Raw genomic sequence first — 18,694 nt, 5'->3', positions numbered from 1 at the left:
GCGATCGAATTCGCGGTAGCGGCAAGCGCTTTGAAGCATTCGATCGAAGGCGACTACAACCTCGTATCGGTCGATGAAGTCGAAAAGCTTGCTGGCGGCGACGGTTCTGGACGCGTTCAGCGATAAACAAAAATAAAACATAAAATAAACCAGCTCTAAGGAGCTGGTTCTATTCTATGCTTTTCTTTATATTCTTTAGGTGACACGCCGTATTCTTTCACGAATGCGCGGTAGAAATTCGAATAGTTTTTAAAACCTGCCTGTTCACACGCTTTCGTGATTTCCATATCCGAAAGGATCGCACTGCACACTAAATTCAAACGCTTCTTTATAATATATTGATGAACCGACATTCCAACATGCGACTTAAATAAATGCGAAATATAGTATTTAGAAATATAAAACGTTTTCGCAAGCGATTCTAACGAAATATCTTCATCAATATGCATCTTAATATAGTTGAACAAACTCTCCGCCAAGGACTGCCCTTCCTTCAACTCATATGGATGATCCTGCTCATACAACAACTGATTGATGCTTAGCATCACATCCGAGCAGCACAATCGTTCATACGCATGTTTACCAAACTCATCGTAGTGCATGCTCTCTAGCAAGCGTACGATCTTTGATTGAATATTATAAGAAGTGATATTGTCCAAATGATAATGATATTTTTTCTCTTCGACAACCGGCTTTTCCCAATAGCCAAAGCTTGGATCTAAGTGGACCATTTTTTGATAAAACGCCGTCGAGATCCATAATGTAAAGCGTCTATAGGGAACCTTTGTCGTATTGATCTTTGTTTGATGAAAAACATTGGGAGGAACGATCAGTAGATCACCGGGTTCTAGCGAATACGATTCTCCATTCACGATCGTGCTCACATCCCCTTCTAAAAAGAACAGGATTTCATAATAATCGTGTTTATGGGTATTTACCGACTGTAAATTCGTATCTGTATAATAATACAATTCAAAATCAGGCTGAATCATATTTTGGCGCTGATTAAACTCCGTCCTAAGTTTTTCTTTCATACCTTTATTCTAACAAAAAGTATTATTTTATATCATTCATTTGCTATTGAGAATTATGAAACAATAGAAAGGAACCTCATGAAAGCAAGCCATACATTTAAAACGTACAAAAATCCAAATGGTCCAACGATCACAAGCGTCGAACAGCCGATCCTTGAAATCGACGGCCTCTATTTTAAAGATATCGATCGTTCAGGAATTCTAAAACCATTCTCCGACTGGAGATTATCCGCGCACGAACGCGCCCAAGCTCTTGTCAAAGAGTTGAGTCTTGAAGAAAAGCTCGGACAGCTATTCGTGACAAGCCGAAACCCAAAAACAAAAGAAGAAGAAGAAACCGATGAAAGCGGTCTACTCAACGAAAGCGCCGTAGGAGAAAATACGATCTTCGCCGGATACGATATTCCAGGAACGACCGATTCGCTCTTGAAAGACAAAATGCGCAACTTTATCTTACGCTACCCATTAGCTCCAGAAACGATTGCTGCATGGATCGATCAGCTCCAATACGTCGCGGAACAAGACAAGCACTTCATTCCAGCCTTGATCACGTCAAATTCAAGAAACGAGCACGGAAAAGCGGTCTTTGGCATGAACGATGCGGTAGGTGTCTTCCCATCTTGGCCAGGAACACTAGGAATCGGAGCCGCTGTGCTCGGTAGCGGTTATGACTTGATCGATACGTTCGGAAAAGCGATCCGCAAAGAATGGAACGCGATGGGGATGAAAAAAGGCTATATGTATATGGTCGACGCCGTTACAGACCCAAGATGGCAAAGAATCTATGGAACATTCGGCGAATCGCCAGAGATGATCCAAGAAATCGCAAAACGCCTCGTTCCAGCAGTGCAAGGCAAAACCGATGGACTCAGCGAAGATGGCGTCGCTTTGACGATCAAGCACTGGTCAGGAGGCGGAGCACGTGAAAACGGATTCGATCCTCACTACAAAGAAGGACAATGGAACGTATACGCCACTGAAGATTCACTTCGTACGTATCATCTTCCAGGCTTCATGCCAGCGATCCAAAACAAAGTCGCGAGCATCATGCCTTATTACGCAAAGCCAGCCAAACAAAAAAGCGCGCCACAATTTGGATTGAACGGCCAAAAAATCGAGTGGATCCCTGTTGGTTTCGCCTTCAACAAGTACTTTATCCAAGAGCTTCTCCGCGAGGAAGCCGGATTCAAAGGCTATGTCAATTCCGACTCTGGAATCATCGATAATATGGGATGGGGCGTTGAAGATCTTGACCGCGCAGAACGGATCGCTCTAGCCATCAATACGGGTGTCGATATGATTTCAGAATGCTATGGAGTCAACTATGCCAAAGAAGCTTATGAACGCAGAACGAACGACTACTACAAAAATCATCCGATCCCAGCAGGGTATACGCTTGAAGAGATCACATTGAGCGATGAAGCCTTGGATCGCGCCGTGACACGCACGCTAAAAGAAAAATTCGAGCTCGGTGTATTCGAAAACCCATACCGTAACGAAGAAGAAGCCCATGACCTAGTCATCGATCAAAACGATTTTGACGCGGCGATGGATGTTCACCGCAAATCGGTTGTATTGCTCAAAAACACGAATGAAACATTACCGTTAGCCGCAAACACAAAAGTGTATGTCGAAGGCTTTGATCAAAGCGAAGAAGCCACTAAAAAGCTCACAGAAACGCTCACAAAGCTTTATCAAGACCAAAAGATCGAACTCGCTACTACGCCTGAACAAGCCGATGCGATCATCCTCGTCTTGTCGCCATCTTCTGGAAACTACTTCTCTGCCACAAAGGGATTGCTGGAAATCGATCTTTGCGATGGAAAAATCGTAAAAGACTTCTCAGAAGAAGGGCTTCCTTTAGAAACAGAGCATGAAGAAACGACCATCAAAAACATGGCTCGCGTTATGCAAATCGCAAAAGATGCCAAAGCAGAGGGCAAAAAAATCATCGCCACCGTCAACATCACGATGCCTTGGATCCTTCAAAACATCGAACCTTATGTAGATGCACTCCTTGTTGGATTTGATACATATGATCAAGCGCTTTTAGAAGTGATCTATGGAAAAGTCTCTCCTGTTGGAAAACTCCCGATCACATTGCCTAAAAACGATGAAGTGATCGCGGTAGATAAAAAAGGAGTCTGTATCTCGCCAAACGATGTTCCAGGCTATGTAAAAGACCAATACCTTCCAGATTCACTCAAAGATGAAAACGGAAAAGGCTACGCCTATAAAGACCAAGAAGGAAACTATTACGAATTCGGATTCGGTCTTAGCTATTGATGATTCGAGAAGCGAAAGCTTCTCTTTTTTTATGCGTCGAAGACTGGTTTTAGCTTCTTTTGAAACTCAGCAATCCAAGGGAGCCCATCCGCTTCTAAATATTGGCAAACAGAATATAGAAAATAAGGATCTTCATCCCATTCATAAAGTTCTCCAAGCTCTTTCTGGATCGCTTCTTCCAATTCTTTTTCTCCTTTCTGCCATAAATTGATCATCGCGATCAGTCGTGATTCTTTGGCTAAAAGGTCGTCTGGATGCTTTTTTAACAGCTGAGTATAGAGCTCGATCGCTTTCTTGTAGGATTCGCTTTGGTCTAACAAGCGCCCTCGCTCATTTTCGATATCTGCCAAACACGAAAGATAAAAAGAAGGCTCCTTCTCAACTCTCTGTTCAAAAATCGGCTCGCTGATCGCATACAGAGCAAGCTTTTCTTTTTGATCATCAAGAAGCGAAGCTAAATAATAAGCGCTCCGCGCTAAATGCTCTTCTTTATCCAAGCCTTGTTTTACAAGCACTTGTTGTATAGAAAAAGCATGTTCAAATGCGCGGATCGCCTCGTTTTCCTTTCCTTCATTCATCCAGATCAAACCCGAAATATAGGCGATCCGTGCCTCGAAATATTTTTTTTGAAAAGGCGGTTTTTGAAGCCAGAGCGAGTAGGCTTTATGCAGATCTTGATGGGCCTGATCAAAGTCCTCCATATTCCCAAAACAATTCGCGCTCGAAAGAAGCAGCTCGATCTCATAGCTTGAAAGATCGCTGATCAAAAGATCGCTTTGCTTTTGGAGCGTCATTTGCTCCTTGGCCTTGGCATAGTGAAGCTGGGCGAGCTTTTCTTCTTCGATTTGCTCAAAAACATCCGCCATATTGTGCTCAATGAGCATTCTTCTTAATGGCTTCCAATTATCTGCCTGGCATGAAGAAACAAAGTCCAAAGCGTTTTGATAATGCGAGAAAGCGGGTTCGATCTTTTCTTGAAACGAAAGCAGATCGGCGTACAACGTTTCATATTCTACGCGAACAGATGGCTTGAGCTGTTCTGGATCGATCGACTCCAAAAGCATGAGAGCTTTCTTGACTTGGCCGATCTCTCCTAACAGCGAAGCTTCCACAAGCTTGATTCCCTCGTTTTTCTTCAAAGAATGCAAGACATGGAGCGCTTCTTCCACCTTTCCTAGCGCGAACAAGCACTTGGCTATCTCGACTTTGTCTTTTGCTTTTTGCGCGCATAAAAGCGCCTCATCTAAACGATATAATCCTCGCGCCGCCTTTGAACGCAGGAGCCAATAGTTGTCATCCTTTTTTTCGTCTTGTTGTTTTTGAAGAAGCGCTTCGGCTTCTTCAAAATGGAGCGCGTTCAGGGCCTGTTCAATTTTTTGATCATTCATTCGATATTACCTTTTTTCTTATTTGTAGCGTTCGCTCAGCTTAAAATAGATCCAGCAAGCAAGAGAAGTAATCAAAGCCAAAGCGATCGGGATCCACGGATGCGGAAGATTTAAACTTTTTACATTCATTCCATAAAAGCCAAATACAATAGCAGGGATCGAAAGAATGATCGTAATGACAGTAAGCCTTTGAACGACGATATTCATGCTGTTAGAAAGAATATTATTGCATCCTTCTGAAATCCGCTCATTGATCGAGAGGTAAAGATTTGACATCTTGGACGCTTGTTTGCATTCGACAAGTGTGGTTTCCAGTACTTTTTGATCGTTCGCAAGATCCATTTCCTGGATCTTTTCTACGACGTTTTGATTCGCCTGCAAAGAGGAAGAAAAGTAAACAAGCGATTGATCGAGCTTCATGAGCTGCTGAAGACCTTCATTGTTCATCTTTTTATAAAGCCGTTCGGATATTTCATTCGAAGTCGATGCGATCGTACGGAGGTACTCTTGATATTTCAAAATAACAAGCTTCAGTAGCACAAGATAAAAATGGATCGGCTCCTCGAGCTTGATCCCACGTCGCTTTTTCATTTCTTCTAAAAATGGATTCGCCTCGTGGCTGATCGTGATCAAGCGATGTGGGACTACGATCAGCGCGAAAGGAAAAGTCGTCCACTTCGGAATCTTTTGGTTTGCTTCGGTTTGTTCTTTACAAAGGTCCATGATCAACAGCAATTGATCTTGTTCTTGTTCTAGGTGGGCGCTTTCTTGTTCATCCATCGCCGCCTCTAAAAAAGTTGGCTCGATCGAATACTCTGCTTGCAGCTGTTCTAATTCTTCACGGGAAGCATGAACGACATCGACCCAGCTCGCCTCTTCTTTCTTCTCGCTCTTGATGATTTCTCCATGTTCACCGTTTCGATAAAATGTGATCATGCCTTTATTATAAAGACGATTTGAACGAAACGAATCTTTTTTGACCAAGACAAAAGAAAACCCAGCCAAAACTGGGTTCACACTTTACTTCCAAAAGAAAAGTTTCTTCTCTTCTTTACGGATCTCTTTTTTCGCAAGATGTACGATCAGCTTTCCAACCAATGTCGAAACGAGCACGATCGCCGAAACGATCCCTGTCACTTTGCAGATCTTCACGATCATTTCTTTCTTTTTCTCATCCTCATCGACAGGATAGTCATTCTCGTTGATTTCAAAAGGAACCGCTTGTTCGTTGACCATCTTTTGAGCGAAAATATTGATGGCTTCTTGGGGATCCATTCCGAGATCTTCGCAAACCGTGTTGAACTTATCCTGTAATTTCGGATTCATCGCTACATTCATTTCCTTATTTTCCATACCTATACCTCTTTTTTATTGTTCTATAGCTATAGTATACCACCAATCCAAGACAATCATTCAGGAAGCACTTGCGAATACACACGGAGCACGTTTTTATAAAAGATCTTTTCTACCTCTTCTTGGCTATAACCATGCTCTAACAGTGCGTTGGCGAGCAAATCAAACTGACTTGCGTCCGCGATTTCCAGTTGGGAATTGATGCCGTCAAAATCGCTGCCGATCCCGATCACATCGATGCCAGCGATCTTTTTGATATGATCGATGTGTTGGATCATATCCTCGATTCTTGATGTGTTCGTTCGATCTTCGCTTAAAAAGTCCCCGCAAAAATTCAAGCCCATGACCCCGCCCTTTTCATGGAGCGCCAAGATCATTTCATCCGAGAGATTACGGGCGACCCCGCAGATTTTTCGGGCATTGGAGTGAGAAGCGACAAAAGGTTTTGTGGCGTATTTCACGACATCCCAAAATCCGGCATCCGAAAGATGCGAGACATCCACGATGATTCCAAGCTTTTCCATTTCCCGAAGATAATCGATCCCAAATTCACTCAATCCATGTTCGGTATCGACTCTTTGGAGCGGATCCGGGATCTTGGAGTCTTTGTATTCGTAAGCGGAAAGATTGGGCGATCCGATCCGATTTGGATAGTTCCATGTCAAAGCGATCATTCGAACACCCATCCGATAATAATTGCGAAGCATGGCCAAAGAAGAGAAGACGACATCTCCTTCCTCAAGGGTTAAAAGCCCCGAGATCTTCCCGTCTTTCTCGTTTTTTGCGATATCGCCATATGTAAGCACAGGGGCGATCAAATCCGAATGCTCTTCAAGCATCCGGCAATAGAGATCATAGAGCTTCATCGTTTCTTCTTCAGGGATCGCTCTTTTTTTTAGATCCGTAAACAGCGCAAAATTTTGCACGAGAACATTTCCTTTCTTTAACGCGTTCAAATTGATCGACAAATCATTCTCCAAGTAATTGATCGAATGGCCGTTTTCTTCTTGCTCAAGCAATGCGAGGATCGTATCGCAATGCATATCAATAACTTTCATTTTTCTACCTCATTTTTTTTACTATACACGAAAACACAAAAGCGTCCAACTCAAGGACGCTTTGTGACAATATCATAATAGACTTTCGCAGTGATCGAATAGATCAAAATATAGAGAAGACTAAAGCCCGCAAAACAGCCGATCGTCGTCCAAATAAATAGATTCGTATTTGTCAGCGAAAGAATGCGCAACATTCGACTGACCATCGGGAAAGCAAAGACGATATGGATTCCTGCGACGATCAGAGGCAAAAAGAAGACGATGAGCACTTGCGTTTTGATCGTGCCTTGGATCTGTTTTTGATCCAAGCCGACTTTCTGCATGATGTCGTAGCGTTTTTCATCCTCATAGCCCTCCGAGATCTGCTTATAGTACATGATCAAGATCGTCGCCATGATAAACAAGATGCTCAAGAAGATCCCTATAAAGAAGAAGCCAGCATATAAGCTTCGAAACGAAAGCATGATTTCATCAAAATTGCGCGCATAATACGTGAGCACATCGATTGGTTCAAGGTTTTTGTGCAATGCTTCATCCAACACTGTTTCATCGACTTTTCCTTCGGCGACATTGAACTGTTCACGATATTCAAAGCTTGGCGCGTATTCTATGCCGACTTTGGCATAAGTTTCAATGATATGCGAGCGGATCTCTTCGAATTGAGCATCTGGAACGATCAAAGTATGCGTATCGTTAATGTACGTATCGGTACTCGAGAATAAAGAAGTTTCATGTAGGATGCCCTTGATGCGAAGCGGGATCGAGTCGACCTCGATCTCTTTGGCATCTAGGCTTCCTTTTTTGGAATACACATAACATTCATCTTGCCCTAAATACAGATCGGTTTTTTCGGCTTCATTAAAAGCGGACAAAGGAATAAACTCGATATAGACTTCAGCCATATGACCTGGTTGTACGATAAATCGGTTTCCTTCTTTTTTAAAATCTGTGGCATACGAGACAAATCGTTCGGCTTCTTGGGGATCGAGTCCGCTTTCTTGGATCGATCGTTGAACAGCTTCTTCGATCAGCGGCGCTTGCTCAATTTGATCAAAATGAACAGTGATCGTTTCATCTCTCTTTAGCATCGAGTTGACAGAGTCGACCATTCCCGTCCATAAGGAGAGCGTGCTCGAAAGCATGACGAGGACCATCGTTGACAATATACAAATGTTGGCTAAAGAAACGGCATTTTGCTTCATGCGGAACTTCATGTTCGAAACACTCAAAAAATGAGAGGTTTTATAGTAGAAGTGTTTGTTTTTTTCAAGAAGCTTGAGCAGCGTGATGCTTCCTGTCGTAAAGATCAAGTAGGTGCCAATGATTACGAAAACAACAGCGACAAAAAAGAGCACCATCGCTTCTACAGGATTGGTGATCGATAAAGAAAGACCATACCCGATCGCAAGACAGATCAAACCTGCAATCGCCAAGACCCATTTTGATTTTGGCTCTTTTTCGGAAACTTTATCGGCGTTGATTAAATCGATCGGCTTGCTTGTCTGGATCTGAACAACAGAATAGAGCCACATCAAACCATAGATGACGCCAATATACGTAGCTGTCTCGATCAAGCCGCGCTTCGAAATATAGAAGCCTAAAGGAACTTCGGTGCCGATCATTTTAATGATCAACAAATAGAACAGCTTGTCGAACAAGATCCCAAACAATAAACCAAGCGCAAGCGAAGCTGCCAGCACGTAAAATAGTTCATAAAAAACCACTCTAGCTAGATGCTTCTTTTCCATCCCAAGAACGGTCAGTACACCAAATTCTCTTTTTCTGCGCTTCAATAAAAAGGAATTGGTATAAAACAAGAAAATGATCGCGAACAATTCGACGATGACGACACCAAGCCCTAGCATCATGGCGATCTCCCCGCCCCCAATCATTTTATTCATTTGCGGATTGTCGGAAAGAGCGATGATCATATACAACATCATAGTCGTCATCATGCTTGTGATCATAAAAGGTAGATATGTCTTTTTATTTTTCTTCAGATTTTCAAAAGCGAGCTTTGCGTAAAATCCTTTAGACATGGAAAGATTCCTCCCTTGTCAGCAAGGAGAGCGTATCCGAAATCATTTGATACATCTCGTCTTGGTTTTTTTCACCTCGATAGATTTGATGAAAGACGATCCCATCTTTGATAAACAAGACGCGTTTGGCATGCGAGGCCGCCAAGATCGAATGGGTGACCATCAAGATCGTCTGCCCTCTTTCATTGACTTGCTTAAACAAGCGCAATAGCTCTTCTGTGCTTCTTGAATCCAAGGCGCCTGTAGGCTCATCGGCCAAAATGAGTTCAGGTTCTGTAATCAGCGCTCTTGCGACGGCGACACGCTGTTTTTGTCCGCCACTGATCTCGTATGGAAATTTTTTGAGCAGATCTTGGATCCCTAGCTCTTTGGCAAGAGGCTGGATCTTCTTTTTCATTTGACTGTACTTCTCATTCGATAAGACGAGTGGCAAAAAGATATTGTCTTGATTGTTGAATGTTTCTAATAAATTAAAGTCTTGAAACACGAAACCTAGATGTTTGCGGCGGAAAGCGGAGATCGAAGAATCTCTGATCGTGGTCATATCCTTTCCGTTGAGCAAGATCGAGCCGCTCGTCGGTTTATCAAGCGCGGCCAAAATATTGAGCAGCGTCGTTTTTCCGGCCCCCGATTCTCCCATGATCGCGACATATTCCCCTTCATCCACCGTAAAATTCACGTTTTCAAGCGCTTGGACTTGATGGACCCCTAACCGCGATGTATACACTTTTTTTATATTTTTAACTTCCAATAATGGCATACGATTTTCCTCCTTAACTGCTTTTATTATAAAGAGTTCAAAAAATGCCTCCCATCGATTTGGCTTACAAAAAAGTCAAGAATCTTACAAACGCGAAAGAAAAAGACCTTGAATGTTAGGATCCAAGGTCTAAGTCGTCTTTGAATAGATCATGTCGCTGCAAGGAGAGGATGATGGTCGTTCCTTTTCCAACTTTGGATTCAATCGTATAAGGATGATGGAGGCGTTTGAGCACAATGTCGCTTAAATACAAGCCTAAGCCGCTCGATTCTTTGGAGTAGAGACGGCCATTGTGTCCCGTATAGCCTTTTTCGCGTATCCGCTCAAGATCTCGCTTCAAGATCCCGATCCCTCGATCTTCGATAAAGAGATCATAGCCAATATTTCGGATCGTGATCTTCTGTCCTTCTGAATATTTGATCGCGTTGGATAGAAACTGTTCTAACGCGAAGCGAAGCCATTTTCGATCGGAAAGTACGATAAGATTTGTCTTTTGAAAGTCGATCGGGATCTTGCGATAAATGAATTCGATCGAAAACTCCCGAATGACAGAGGCGATCACCTCGTCAAGATCGACATTTTCAAACACGTAATCGCCGCTTTCACTCTCCAAACGCAAATACGCCATCACCATATCGGTATATCGTTTGATTTGAAGTGTTTCTTCTTTAAGATCCACCACCCGTTCGGGATCGTTTTTGAGTAAAAGCTCCATCGCCGAGATCGGGATCTTGATTTGATGAGTCCAAAGCGTAAAGTAATCGATCAAACGCCCATACTTGGCATGCTCGTTTTCTTGCCGTTCAAACTCTTCTTTCTCGATTTTTTTAAACACCTCCTGCAGCAAGGGGTCGCTCGTGCATTTGCTTAGATCGACATCGAGGAGCTTTTCTTGGTTGAGGACGAGCTTCCATACTTTGTTTTGTTCTTGAAAGCGATAAAGATCGACGCTCATGAATAAAAGGAGAAAGACTGCGGCGATCGCGCTTCCATACCAAAACGCTTCCCATGTCAGGCTATATAAAAAGGTGATCAATAGAGCCGTGAGCCAGAAGCTGAGCAGCATCCATACGATCCTTTTTCGATTGGAAAGATACTTCCAAAACGACTTCATACAAGATAGCCCAATCCTTTTTTCGTTTGGATAAAGTCGTGGATCCCGATCCGCTCCAATTTTTTCCGGAGGCGATTGATATTGACGCTTAAGGCGTTTTCATCGACATAATAATCCGTCTTCCATAAATATTCCATCAATTCTTCACGCCGGACGATCTTATCTTTTTTTTCCATCAACAATCGTAGGATCTTGCCTTCGTTTTTGGTCAATTCGACAGATCGATCTTGATACGTGACAAGATTTTCATCCATATTGAAGCGTACCCCGTTTTGTTCGAGCCATTCTGTCTTTCCGGAAAAATCGTAGGTTCGTCGTAAAAGCGCTTTGATCTTATAAAGGAGGACTTGCAGATCGAACGGCTTAGCGATAAAATCATCCCCGCCTTGCGAGAGCGCCATCACGATATTCATATTGTCGTTGCGGCTCGATATAAAAATGATCGGGACTTTGGAGTACTTTCGGATCTGTTCTGTCCAATAATAACCGTTTTTATAGGGCAAAGAGATATCCATCAAAATCAGATCGGGATTCGTGTTTTGCCATTCCTCGAGAACTTGATGAAAATCATGGACCAGAATTCCTTGATAATCCCACGATTCAAGAAATGTTTTCATTTCTCTAGCGATGATCTTGTCATCTTCGATAATCATAATTTTATACATAATACTTCCTTAAAAGAGTGTCAGCTGATTCTTTTCATCTAGGCCTTCGGTCGCGTTCATTTGTGAAAGCTTATCGAGAAGCGTTTTTGAGATCAAGGTCCGTTTCAATACATCTTCTTTGGAGAGGAAAGGCTGCTCCTCTCTTGCTTTGACGATCGACCTTCCTACGTTGTCGCCTAATCCATCCAGCGCCGTAAAAGGAGGAATGATCTCTTTTTCATTGTCTGGATTGACTCTAAATTCCGTCGCGGCTGAGCGATTGATCGAAAGATTCGTGAAACGGAAACCCCGCAGCACCATTTCTAAGGCGAGCTCGAGCGTATCGTAGATCGCTTTTTCTTTTGGCGAATTTTGATCTTTATTCATCTTGATTTCGCTCATGCGCTTGCGGATCGCTTCTTCGCCTTTGATCATCGTCTCGATATCATAAGCGTCGCAGCGAATGCTGAAATATTGACAATAATAATAGACAGGCTTATGGACCTTGAACCACGCGATGCGGACAGCCATCATCACATAGGCGACCGCGTGCGCTTTCGGGAACATGTATTTGATCTTTTTGCACGAATCAATATACCAGTCTGGCACATTGTGTTCTTTCATGAGCTGCTCCCACTCGTCTTTTAGACCTTTTCCTTTCCGCACGCTCTCCATGATCGTAAAACTTTGTTTCGGCGGAAGGCCATATCCCATGAGATCGACCATGATGTCATCTCGACAACCGATGACTTCATTAAGCTGACATGTCCCATTTTCAATGAGGTCTTTGGCGTTCGAGAGCCAGACATTCGTTCCATGCGATAAGCCTGAGATCGTCACGAGTTCGGCGAATGTCTTTGGTTTTGTCATTTCCAAGATTCCGCGGACAAATGGCGTTCCAAATTCGGGAATACCGGCAGCTCCTGTCACTTCCGAATAGCGTGTCGAATTGATGTCCAAGCCATCAAGCGAAGAGAAGATGGACATCGTCTTAGGATCGTTCATCGGGATCGTCGTCACGTCGATGCCGGTCATTCTTTCGAGCATCTTCATGGCGGTTGGATCGACATGGCCTAATATATCGAATTTCAAGATGTTGTCGTGGATCTGGTGGAAATCGAAGTGCGTCGTTTTCCATTCAGCATACGGGTTGTTGGCTGGATATTGAACAGGTGTAAAATCGTGCACATCCATATCGAGAGGAACCACGACGATCCCTCCTGGATGCTGTCCTGTCGTTCGTTTGACGCCTTCGCACCCTTTGGCAAGATCGGTCCGTTTAACTTCGCTAAATGGGATCTCCAAGTCCATTTCTTCTTCATAGCCGCGCACGAATCCATACGCGGTCTTTTCTTGGACGGTTCCTACTGTGCCAGCGCGGAAGACGTGATCTTCTCCGAACACTTCTTTCGTGTAGGCATGGGCGTTGGCTTGATATTCTCCCGAGAAGTTCAAATCGATATCGGGAACTTTATCGCCTTCAAAGCCTAAAAACGTCTCGAATGGAATATCTTGTCCATCGCCTCGCATCGTATGATGGCAGACAGGACATTCTTTGTCGGGCAGATCAAAGCCGGATTTTACTTCCTCTCCATCTAAAAACTCATAATGGTGGCAATGATGGCAAATATAATGAGGCAAAAGCGGATTGACTTCGGTGATTCCGGACATGGTCGCCACAAAGCTAGAGCCGACAGATCCTCTCGATCCAACAAGATATCCATCCTCTCGGCTCTTTTTAACGAGCAGATGGGAAATGTAGTAGACCACATAATAACCAGCGCCAATGATCGAATCGAGTTCTCTTTGCAGGCGTTGGACGACGATGTCAGGAAGATCGTCTCCATACCATTGATGTGCGGTTTCCATACAAATGTCGCGGAGCTTTTGGTCAGAGCCTTCGATGTCTGGCGGATACAGTTTATCTTTGATCGGATAGATCACTTCCATTTGCTCGGCGAGCTTTTTCGGATTCTCGATGACGATTTGACGAGCTTGCTCTTCTCCGATCCAGGCAAAGGCGTCGAGCATTTCCTGGGTGGTGAGCAAGTGTTGGTTCGGGGCTGGATACATCCGACGATCTTGGAGTTTATACTTATAGAGTGGATGGCGCGCGTTCCCGATCGCTTTCGCGTTGATATAAATATCCCGGATCCTCTTTTCATAAGGATGGACATAATGGGCGTCGCTTGTGGCGATCACGGTTTTTCCTTCTTCTTGCGCGGCTTCTAGAATGTAGCCGATGATCTTGCGTAGATCGTCTCCATTCAAGATGGAGCCGCGATCGATCAAGTTTCGATAGCACTCGAGCGGTTGCACTTCGATATAGTCATAAAAGCGCATCGCTTCTTTGAGCTTCTGATGATCTCTTGTATGCGCAAGGTCGAAGATCTCTCCGTTTTGGCACGCGGAGCCAAACAGCAGATTGCCTTTCGCGTGCATTTTTTCGAGTTCGAAGCGTGGAATGCGAGGTTCCGCGACGACGTTTTCGGTCGATTTTCCGTTATAGGCCAAATACTTGGTATGAGAGAGCGTGATGAGTTCAAAAAGCTCTTTCAGGCCGGCTTTGTTTTTGGCGAAAACCGTGATATGGGAAGGCTTGACTTTTTTAAAGCTGTCTTCTTTTTGGTTGTTTTGCAGATCGTCCAATGTGGCTTCGCCACCAAACGCGTTAAGCATATGGAAAAGGACTAGCGAGAGCACTTCCGCATCATAGTCGGCTCTATGCGCGCCTTCGCCATCGTATTTGACTCCATAATGGCGACAGACGTTTCCTAGTTTATAGCGTTTGAGATCGAGGAGCGAATGAGCAAGCGGCAGCGTATCGATCACGGGATTACTCAGTTCTTGAAGGCCGACTTGACGGCAGGCGGCGTTCATGAAGCCGACATCGAATGTGGCGTTGTGCGCGACCAAGATCGTGTCCCCGATCCAGTCGAGCAAGTCTTGGAGGACCTCTTCGATCGGTTTGGCGGTATCGACATCGCTTTGGTGGATGTTTGTCAACGAAATGATGTTGGCGGGAATCGTGCGTTTTGGGTTGATAAAGAGCTGCTTGCGGTCGATCACATCGCGTCCTTTGATCTTGACGGCGCCAAATTCAATGATCGAATCGAGGCGGTTGGATAAACCGGTCGTTTCCAAGTCGAAGACGACATATTCAGAGTCTTCAAGAGTTCGATGATCGTTGTTGTGGACGATCTTGTATTCTGGATCGACCATGCTCATTTCGCATCCATACATCATTTTGAAAGGGCGGTCTTTATTTTTCTTTAATAGAGCGCTGACTTTATGTTGGGCCATCGGAAAGGCTTGCACGACTTGATGATCGCAGATCGCGATCGCTTCCATGCCCCAATCATAGGCGGTCTGGATATATTCTTCGATATCGCACACGCCGTCCATTTCGGAAAAATTGGAGTGGACATGCCATTCGATCCGTTTTTCTTCGCTTGTGTCTTTCCGCTTTTTGACGGGGATCTCTTCGATCTTGGAGATCATGAAGGCGTTTGTCTTTGAATACGTATCGTAGACGACATCGCCCGTGACTTTGACTTGCATTCCTTTTTGGATCGATTCGATCGATTCGATCGTATGGCGTTTTCCTTCGAAGCGTTTAGCGACGATCGCGTCGTCGTAATCCGATAAATACAGCATTTGGAGCGTTTTCCCCGCTTTAGTGACACGGTTGTCGATATCGAAAATATGGGCTTCGATGGCGACGTTTTCTAATCCTTGCTGGAGTTCGTGGATCTTTAAGGTCGGCGCGGCTTCTTTTTTATAGCGAGTGTAGCTTTGGACCGGCTTTGGTGGTTGCGCCTTTTCATAGGCGGGAAGCTCGATCTTGACTTGTTCGATGGGCGCGTCGTCTTCGCTCAAATCGATTCCGATTTCCATATCGATTCCTGCGCTGGCAAGCGCTTGTTGAAGGCGTGAGAGCTGTCGTTTCATGGCACTGGCTTTTTCTTCGCTCGATGTGATAAAGCGAAAAGATTGTTCGCCTTGGACAGGGCTTAAATGTCGAAAGCACGAGAGCTTGTTGTCCTTTTGAATAAAATAGGCAATATAGCGGGCGAGCTCGTTGATCGAGAGGCTTGATGTTTTAGTTTGGATGCTAAGATCCAAAGCGCAATGAAAGGCGAGTTTGATCTTATCGATCAAGTTCTCGTAGACTTCAAAATCAAGAGGGGCTGGCAGCTGGATCCCTAATACGAGTTCTCGTCGTTTGGTATGAAATTCTGGTCTTTTATAAAAGGAGGCTTCCTTAAAAAAAGAGGCGAGCTCCTGTGGCAGGAACTCGATCAAAGCTTGTATATCGTTTGTCTGCATCGTTCCCCTTTCTTAGCGTGCCATTTTCTCGAAGGCATCTTTGGCGGCCATTTGTTCGGCTTTCTTTTTGGTGCTGCTTACACCTACGCCTAAACAAATATCGTCGAGATATACGCCCATCGTGAAGGTCGGCGCGTTGCTTGGACCAACTTCTTCGATGAGCTTGTATTGGATCGTCTTGCGCGTATCGGCTTGGACGACTTCTTGCAGGTGGGTCTTGTAGTCGGTGACTTCATCGCCTTTTTCTTCTTTGAATACGGGTTTCATCACTTTTTGAAGGATCGAGTCGACGGCCTCGTAGCCTTGATCTAGATAGACGGCTCCGATACACGCCTCAAAATGATCGGCCAAGATGCTGGCGCGCTTGCGCCCTCCGGATTTTTCTTCGCCGACTCCTAGCAGTAAGTATTTATACCAGCCAAGCTGCTCGTTCAAGTGAGCGAGGGTGGCTTCGCATACGGTTTGGGCGCGCAAGGTGGTCATTTTTCCTTCACGCATTTTGGGGCGCATTTCAAAGAGCTGCTGCGCGCTCCAGATCTGCAAGACGGCATCCCCCATGAATTCCAGGCGTTCGTTGTCGTCTTCTCCTTTATGGTGTTCATTTGCGTACGAGGAGTGCGTACACGCTTCTTTATAGATTTTTGGATCGTTGACATGATAACCATGCGCTTCCATCCATTCTGTCAATGTTTTCATGTTCTCTCCTTTTCTAAGCTTTTGAATACGCAAGCAGGCACAAAAGGCTGAATGTTTTGGTGGTATTTTAAGAGTTCCCGAACGTTCGAGCTCGAAAACAAGTCATATTCTGGTTTGGTAAATAGGCAGATCGTCTCTATGTTTGGGTCTAGATAGGCGTTCATAAAGGCCATGTTTTGTTCATAGGCGCAGTCTTGTTCGTTGCGGATGCCGCGTACGAGAACATGAATCTCGTGTTCTTGGCAGGCTTGAACAATCAGTCCTTTTTGGATCTTGCAGGTGACGTTGGGCAAGTCTTGGCAAGCTTCTCGAAGCCAGGCGAGCCGCTGCTCCATGGAAAACATGGAACTTTTTGATGAATTGGTGGCGACTAAAACGATCAGCTCATCAAAAAGTGTGCTCGCGCGCTCGATAATATCGAGATGGCCTAAGGTTGGCGGATCAAAGCTTCCGCAAAAGGCGGCTCTCATTTGAATTCTCCTTTCATTTCTTGTTCGCGGATACGAGAGATGCATTGTTGTGCGACCCCGATCGTCAAAGAGATCGCTAAGATCGATGAGCCACCGCTGGAAATATATAAGAGCGGGATTCCTGTCATCGGGATCAAAGCGCCGACTCCTCCGACATTCAGCGCGAAATGCATGAAAAGATAGGCGCCTGTCCCGATCAAAATGATTTTTTTGGGGACATCCCTTGTCCTTAATGCGTAATAAAATAGTCTATATTCGATCAAGGTATACATCAAGAGGATAAAGCCCAAGCCAAAGATGCCGGTTTCTTCGATCGTGACCGCTAAAATATAGTCATTGTCGGCTTGGGTCAAATACCCATATTTTCGCGAGGAATTCCCAAAGCCTTTTCCAAAAATATTGCTGTCGGCGATCCCATACAAAGAATTCGCTGGTTGATATCCGTTTCCATAAATATCATTGAATGGGTTTTTCATATTTTCGATGCGGGTGGCGATATGGGCCAATGGCGTTTGTTTGAGCATATTGACGCCGATGTCGCTGACAAAGAACAAGAGCCCGGCGCTCAGCGCCCCGACCACAAGAAGGGTCGTCGCGATCCTTTGGACTTTTTGGATCTTTGGATAGCTAGGCACCATCAAGCAGAAATAAAAGATCCCGGATATGATCATGAGCGTTCCAAAGTCTTTCTGCAAGACTAAAAGGATCAATGTGATCCCATAGGCGATGAGCGGAAATGAAAACATTTTCCAAAACGATTCTTGCATTTTACGTTTTCGGATGGCGGCAAATACCGCGCTGGCGGTAAACAAAATGATCAAAGGCTTTCCAAATTCAGAAGGTTGGAACGTGACTCCGATCGGCAATTGGATCCAAGCGTGGGAGCCTCCGATAGCCGGGAAAGCAAAAGGGATGATCATCAGCGCGACAAAGATCAATAAAAGCATCGCTCTCAATCGCCATACGCGTTTTAGGGTGATGATTTTATTAGCTGAAACGATACAGATATAGGAAGCAAGCAAAAAGCTGATCTGCTTTACGATCGCTTTGATGACGGTCATGATCGATGATTTTGTCGCCCCCACTGCAACAGAAGCGATCATAGCGGTTCCAAAACACATTAATAAAAAGACGCAGATATTGATCGTTCGATCGCTATTTTCTCGCAAGCTGATCCCATTGAGAAAATCGCGCAGCGCTTGTCTGCGCTTGATCCGTTTTAAATATTTGGCTTCTTTTTTTGAAGTTTTTTTTCGAGTCCTAGGCATGGATTTATCATATCACACAACGAAGGAAGGAAACAAAAACATTATCAAAGAGCGTCAAGATCCATAGATGGAGTGGGTAAAGTCATTTTAAAACTCAATTTTCGAGTCTGGTTCACTGCTCAATATTGCCTATCACATTTTACTTATGAATCCATTGGAAACAATGAGTTTTTTTGGATGCGATGCTATAATATGAAAGTGAATGCGATGTCTGAAGTTACAGGCTCATGGCTATTGCTGTGAGTTGTTGACAAT

The 18,694-nt window shown here is 44.4% G+C and carries 14 protein-coding genes; 1 reads left to right on the top strand and 13 read right to left on the bottom strand.

Annotated elements, in window-relative coordinates; genetic code table 11:
- Positions 1-155 precede the first annotated feature (155 nt).
- Positions 156-1,034 carry an AraC family transcriptional regulator gene (locus BO225_RS11745; protein WP_076342383.1) on the bottom strand — a complete coding sequence of 293 codons (879 nt, stop codon included), beginning with the start codon at positions 1,032-1,034 and terminating at the stop codon, positions 156-158.
- 78 nt (positions 1,035-1,112) lie between these two features.
- On the opposite strand from BO225_RS11745, the gene BO225_RS11740 reads away from it, so the two are divergent.
- Positions 1,113-3,320: a glycoside hydrolase family 3 protein gene (locus BO225_RS11740; protein ID WP_076342382.1), complete on the top strand. Its 2,208-nt coding sequence runs from the start codon at positions 1,113-1,115 to the stop codon at positions 3,318-3,320.
- A gap of 29 nt (positions 3,321-3,349) precedes the next feature.
- On the opposite strand, the gene BO225_RS11735 is transcribed toward BO225_RS11740, so the two are convergent.
- The 12 genes from BO225_RS11735 to BO225_RS11680 all read right to left on the bottom strand — a co-directional run bounded on the left by BO225_RS11735 (position 3,350) and on the right by BO225_RS11680 (position 18,439).
- Positions 3,350-4,708, bottom strand: coding sequence for a tetratricopeptide repeat protein (locus tag BO225_RS11735; RefSeq protein WP_076342381.1), 1,359 nt, complete (start codon positions 4,706-4,708; stop codon positions 3,350-3,352).
- A gap of 18 nt (positions 4,709-4,726) precedes the next feature.
- A complete protein-coding gene (locus BO225_RS11730) occupies positions 4,727-5,725 on the bottom strand; it encodes a magnesium transporter CorA family protein (RefSeq protein WP_076342380.1) in 999 nt (332 codons plus the stop codon).
- Positions 5,726-5,728: 3 nt separating this feature from the next.
- Positions 5,729-6,061, bottom strand: a complete 333-nt coding sequence (locus tag BO225_RS11725) for a type II toxin-antitoxin system RelB/DinJ family antitoxin (RefSeq protein WP_076342379.1) — start codon at positions 6,059-6,061, stop codon at positions 5,729-5,731.
- Between the two features lie 56 nt (positions 6,062-6,117).
- Positions 6,118-7,119, bottom strand: a complete 1,002-nt coding sequence (locus BO225_RS11720) for a dipeptidase (RefSeq protein WP_076342378.1) — start codon at positions 7,117-7,119, stop codon at positions 6,118-6,120.
- A gap of 50 nt (positions 7,120-7,169) precedes the next feature.
- Positions 7,170-9,158 (bottom strand): ABC transporter permease, encoded by a 1,989-nt coding sequence (locus BO225_RS11715; protein ID WP_076342377.1) that lies wholly within the window; start codon positions 9,156-9,158, stop codon positions 7,170-7,172.
- Positions 9,151-9,918 carry an ABC transporter ATP-binding protein gene (locus BO225_RS11710; protein WP_076342376.1) on the bottom strand — a complete coding sequence of 256 codons (768 nt, stop codon included), beginning with the start codon at positions 9,916-9,918 and terminating at the stop codon, positions 9,151-9,153. The genes BO225_RS11715 and BO225_RS11710 overlap by 8 nt, the downstream gene beginning before the upstream one ends.
- A gap of 115 nt (positions 9,919-10,033) precedes the next feature.
- Complete coding sequence (locus BO225_RS11705; RefSeq protein ID WP_076342375.1) at positions 10,034-11,032, bottom strand: sensor histidine kinase; 999 nt, start codon at positions 11,030-11,032, stop codon at positions 10,034-10,036.
- On the bottom strand, positions 11,029-11,697 hold the full coding sequence (locus BO225_RS11700) for a response regulator transcription factor (protein WP_076342374.1): 669 nt from the start codon (positions 11,695-11,697) through the stop codon (positions 11,029-11,031). Before BO225_RS11700 ends, BO225_RS11705 begins: the two co-directional genes overlap by 4 nt.
- A 9-nt stretch (positions 11,698-11,706) precedes the next feature.
- Positions 11,707-16,005: a PolC-type DNA polymerase III gene (locus BO225_RS11695; RefSeq protein ID WP_076342373.1), complete on the bottom strand. Its 4,299-nt coding sequence runs from the start codon at positions 16,003-16,005 to the stop codon at positions 11,707-11,709.
- 12 nt (positions 16,006-16,017) lie between these two features.
- Positions 16,018-16,701, bottom strand: a complete 684-nt coding sequence (rnc, locus tag BO225_RS11690) for a ribonuclease III (RefSeq protein ID WP_076342372.1) — start codon at positions 16,699-16,701, stop codon at positions 16,018-16,020.
- The gene (gene coaD, locus BO225_RS11685; RefSeq protein WP_076342371.1) at positions 16,698-17,171 is read right to left on the bottom strand and encodes a pantetheine-phosphate adenylyltransferase; all 474 of its coding nucleotides are present in this window, start codon (positions 17,169-17,171) and stop codon (positions 16,698-16,700) included. Before coaD ends, rnc begins: the two co-directional genes overlap by 4 nt.
- Positions 17,168-18,439: an FtsW/RodA/SpoVE family cell cycle protein gene (locus BO225_RS11680; RefSeq protein ID WP_083632210.1), complete on the bottom strand. Its 1,272-nt coding sequence runs from the start codon at positions 18,437-18,439 to the stop codon at positions 17,168-17,170. Before BO225_RS11680 ends, coaD begins: the two co-directional genes overlap by 4 nt.
- Positions 18,440-18,694 lie beyond the last annotated feature (255 nt).

Source organism: Dubosiella newyorkensis (assembly GCF_001945605.1).
Taxonomy (GTDB): Bacteria; Bacillota_I; Bacilli_A; order Erysipelotrichales; family Erysipelotrichaceae; genus Dubosiella; species Dubosiella newyorkensis.
Note: the sequence above shows the minus strand (reverse complement) of the source record. Positions and strands in the feature narration are given on the sequence as shown.